At 63.7% G+C, this 4,456-nt stretch carries 3 protein-coding genes; 1 reads left to right on the top strand and 2 read right to left on the bottom strand.

Annotation, left to right across the window (positions count from 1 at the left end):
* Window positions 1–198 precede the first annotated feature (198 nt).
* The gene (locus MB818_RS21540; RefSeq protein ID WP_439653308.1) at window positions 199–1,800 is read left to right on the top strand and encodes a GMC family oxidoreductase; all 1,602 of its coding nucleotides are present in this window, start codon (window positions 199–201) and stop codon (window positions 1,798–1,800) included.
* A gap of 33 nt (window positions 1,801–1,833) precedes the next feature.
* Here MB818_RS21540 and MB818_RS21535 read toward each other — a convergent pair whose 3' ends face one another.
* Window positions 1,834–3,321: a heme biosynthesis protein HemY gene (locus tag MB818_RS21535; protein WP_234177657.1), complete on the bottom strand. Its 1,488-nt coding sequence runs from the start codon at window positions 3,319–3,321 to the stop codon at window positions 1,834–1,836.
* Between the two features lie 10 nt (window positions 3,322–3,331).
* Window positions 3,332–4,456, bottom strand: a 1,125-nt coding sequence (locus tag MB818_RS21530; RefSeq protein ID WP_238906451.1) for a COG4223 family protein, incomplete at its 5' end; no start/stop codon positions are given.

Raw genomic sequence — 4,456 nt, 5'->3', positions numbered from 1 at the left:
CTGATGCACGCGGGCGAAAGCATCCGCTCGGTCGTGGTATTCTGAAACCAACCCGGCGCCCGGAAACGGGCGCCGGGCGAAACTTGCAACGACATTGATGCCTCAGGGCCAAAAGGCGTTGTTTGAGTTGCCGATCTTTCCGTGCGACCAGATCAAGAGCTGGATGCACAAGACAGGAACGGGTCGGCTCAGATGCCCTTGGACATTTTCGACTATATTATTGTCGGCGCCGGATCGGCGGGCTGTGTTCTGGCTGACCGGCTGTCCGCATCGGGCCGCCACAAGGTTCTGCTGATAGAGGCTGGCGGCAGCGACCGGCGGTTCTGGATCAAGGTGCCGCTTGGATATGGAAAGACCTTCAACGACGCGCGTGTGAACTGGCGCTACATGGCTCAGCCCGACCCGGGCCTGAACGGGCGCAGGGCGTATTGGCCCCGGGGCCGGGTGGTCGGTGGATCGAGTTCGATCAATGCGATGGCCTATCTGCGTGGCCTGCCGCAGGATTTTGACGATTGGGAGCGGGCCGGTGCCAATGGCTGGAATTGGGATAACGTGCGCCGCACCTACGAGGAGATCGAAACGCAGACCGGACCAGAGGGCGACATCGGAAACGGGCCGCTTGTCGTCAGCGATGTCGGTACACGAATGCACCCGTTTTCCGAGCATTTCCTTTCAGCAGCGCGACAGATGGGCTGGGCCATATCCCCAAACTTGAATGGGAGCGATGCCGAAGGGATGACCCGGCTGCGCGGAACCTTACGCGCAGGACGCCGATGGTCGGCCGCGGATGCCTTTCTGAGGCCCGCTCTTAAACGGGGAAATCTGCGGTTGGTCTCAGCTGCGTTGGTCGAGCGGGTTCTGCTGGAAGGCGCGCGCGCTACTGGCGTTCGTTACCGCCAAGGTGGCGCTATCACAACCGTACACGCCCGACGCGAGGTTATCCTGTCTGCTGGCGCAATAAACTCTCCGCAACTCTTGCAGCTGTCCGGAATCGGCCCGGCACACCTTCTGAAGCAGCATGGGATCAAAATCGTACACGATCTCCAGCAGGTCGGTCAGGGGTTGCAGGATCATCTTGGCCTCTCACATTACTACCGTGCGAACGCGGAAACCCTGAACAACCGGCTTGGGAGCTGGCGGGGACAGATGGTCGCCGGGTTGCAATACCTTCTGACCCGTAAGGGGCCACTCAGCCTGCCGGTAAACCAGATCAGCGGCTTCGTTCGGTCGCACGAAAGTATCCCGACGGCGGATATGCAGATTTATTGCAACCCGATGTCCTATGTAACGGATACCCTGGGGAATACCGGAATCGACCCTGAACCGGGTTTCCTGCTCTGCGCACAGCCGTGCCGCCCGACCAGCCGGGGTCATATTCGAATAGCCTCGGCCAATCCAGACACCGCGCCTGAGATCCAGCCGAATTCTCTAGCCACCGAAGCCGACCGCCAATTGGCAGTCCGAGCCAGCCACATCTTGCGCAGCCTTGCGCAAACACCCGCGATCCGCGCAGTAACGCAAGACAGGCTGACCCCCGATATCGTATCTATGTCGGACGAGGAGATGCTAGAGAATTTTCGCTCACGCGCCAGCACCGTCTTTCACCCGACTTGTACGTGCCGAATGGGTACCGATCCCTCCAATTCGGTTCTAGATTCAAGTCTGCGGGTGCATGGTATTACAGGGCTGCGCGTCGCAGATGCGTCGGCGTTTCCCAATATCACGTCCGGCAACACCAACGCGCCGGTGATGATGCTGGCCGCGCGGGGAGCGGCGTTGATATTGGAAGATACGAAGTAGTGGCCGGAACCATTTGGACCCCTCGGCCCGAGGTCAACGTGATAGCGGCTCCTCCGTTTCTTCGTCAGGAGCCTCCACCGCATCTTCAACCTCCTCCTGATCGGACTCGGCGTCGACCTCGTCTGCCTCATTTGAGCGCTGTTCGATCGCGCCGACGATCAGAGGCAGCATGTTCGCAGTGGTCACAGCGCTCGTATCGGTGACCTGCGGTGCCCGCCAGCTGAGCGTGTCAAAGCTGTTGCAATGGACACAGACCGGCGCCCATGCGGCATGGATATGCTGGCAGTTATCGCAAACCCATTGCGGCCCACGCGGCGCGGTCAACGCGCGCGCCAGCCAGCCCTGCACCACCGCGTCCGAGGCGCCCTCGCCCCGCTCGATCGCGGCCATCAGCGTATAGGCGCGCGCATCGGGGGAGTGTTCCAGCAGATCGCCCAGCGCCCGGCGCGCCTCGGGGAAATCCTCGGCGACGATGTTCAATTCGGCCATCATCAGCCGGGTTTCGGCATGCTGCGGATGCGCCTTGGCCAAGGCGGCGAAGCGCTTGATCCGCGCGGCGGGGGTCTCGTCAGGCGCGATCTCGGCATAGGCATGGGCCAGATCGGGATGCGGCTGTACCTGCCAGGCCTTGGTCAGAATCTTGGCCGCGTTCTTTGGTTTACCCTTAGCGATATGGGCGCGCGCGGCCATGGCCGCCGCCGGGATCAGATCGGGGGACAGGCGGTTGGCCTCGATGGCGCGTTCCTGTTGGTCGATACTTGCAGTCTCGGACAACAAATCGCGTGCCTCCGACAGCGCCAGCACCGCATCGCGGCGCTTGTACACGTCTCGCGGCAGCGTGCCCGTCTTCAGCTTCGAGGTCAGAGTTGCCCGCGCGCCGGCCCAGTCCTGCGCCCGCGTCTGCAGCGTCAGAAGCACGTCCTGGGTTTCTTCGTGGCGGGGTTTCAGTGCCAGCGCCTTTTCGGCCAGCTTGCGGGCGGTCTCGTCATCGCCCTCGGCCAGTTTCTGCTTCATGATCCCACGCACACCGACAAAACGGGTGCTCTGATCGGTGACCAGCTTGCGATAGGTTTCGGCCGCCTTCTTGGTGTCACCGGTCATCTCGGCCGCCTGCGCCACCAGCAGATTGGTCAATTCGGGTTTCTGCAACAGCTTCTCGGCGCGCACGGCCTTGGCCATGGCAAGACGCCCCTCGCCCGAGGCCAGTGCCATCAGCCCCTCGGTCAGCGCCTGATAGCCGCGTCGTTCACGCCCCCGGTCGAAATAGCGCGACAGGGCGGTTTCATCACCATTGAGGAATTTCAGCGTGGCGATGAGCAGCGTCAAAAGCTTGAAGAACAGCCAGACCGCCACCACCAGCAGCCCGAACCCGATCACCGATTGCAGCGGTCCCAGCGTGTATTCGGTGCCTGCGACGGTGATCTGAACACCGCCGCTTGCCTCCATCAGGAAACCGGCGCCCAGTGCCAGCAATGCGATGATCGCGACGAAAACCAGGATCTTGAGCAATGACCACAGCATGGGCTGTCCTTCAGTTCGAGTTCAGGCTTTGCGCCAGCGTATCCGCTGCCGCAATCGCTTGGTGGCGGCTGCTGGCCTGGGCAACCCAGTCAGCAAGGGCCGCCTGCGCCGTCTCGGGCAAGCCCGCGACAAGATCAAGCGCCGATGCCAGATCGCCAGCGGTCACCGCCGCCTCGGCCCGCGACAGTACCGCATCGGGGTCGTCTCCTGCGCGGGGCGTGACCGAGCGGGCGCCGGTCTGGCGTTCCAGGAAGGCAAGAAGACCGGTTCCCTTGGTCGTTTCCCGCAGGTCGGCGAGCGCGGCCCGGGCGGCGGGCGGGAAGGTGTCACGCAACACAGCCAGCGAGGCGACTCCGTCGGCGGCCGGGCCGGACAATGCCGCGGGGATGTCGAGCCCGGCAGCGGTCAGCGCCGCCAGCGGTACGGCATAGGGTGCACCGGCCTCAAGCTGGCTACGCAGTTGCGCCAGAGCACCGCGATTGGCGGCCAGTTGCGCATCGGCGGCGGCGGTTGCCTTCAGCGCCTGCGCATCGGCCACCATCTGTTCGACCTCGGCACGTTGCGCCGCCAGCGCCTCGCGCGTGCGGGCCAGTTCGGCCTCGTAGGCGGCAACCACCTCGGGCGAGGCGCCTTCGGCCACCGGGCGGGTTTCGATCTCGGACAGGCGGGAAGCCAGTGCCGTCAGGTCCTGAGCTTGGCTATCGGTACGGGTGGTCAGATCCTTGGCAGTGGAGGCAAGCGGTGCAAGTTGCGCGGAGAGATCGCCCAGTTGTGCGGACAGGCCCGAGATATCGGGCATTTCGATCTTGCCGATATCGGATTTCAAGGCACTCAGCGCTGCCTGCTGCTGATCAAGTTTCGATTGAAGCGCAGCGATAGCCTCGGCACCGTCGGATGCGCGCAGGCCTGGCGGCAGCAGAGGGTCGATCAGGTCGGCACGTCCGGCCAGAAAGCCCAGCACTGCCGCGACAACGCCACCGATCAGCGCCGGGGCGAAACCACCACGACGCGCGTCGGCCTGTGGCGCAGGCTGTGGGTCATGCTCGGGCGCGTGGGTAGCTTCGGCTTCGGCTTCGGCTTCGGCTTCGGCTTCGGCTTCGGCTTCGGCTTCGGCTTCGGCTTCGGCTTCGGCTTC

This window comes from Ruegeria alba (assembly GCF_022321465.1).
Classification (GTDB): domain Bacteria; phylum Pseudomonadota; class Alphaproteobacteria; order Rhodobacterales; family Rhodobacteraceae; genus Ruegeria_B; species Ruegeria_B alba.
Note: the sequence above shows the minus strand (reverse complement) of the source record. Positions and strands in the feature narration are given on the sequence as shown.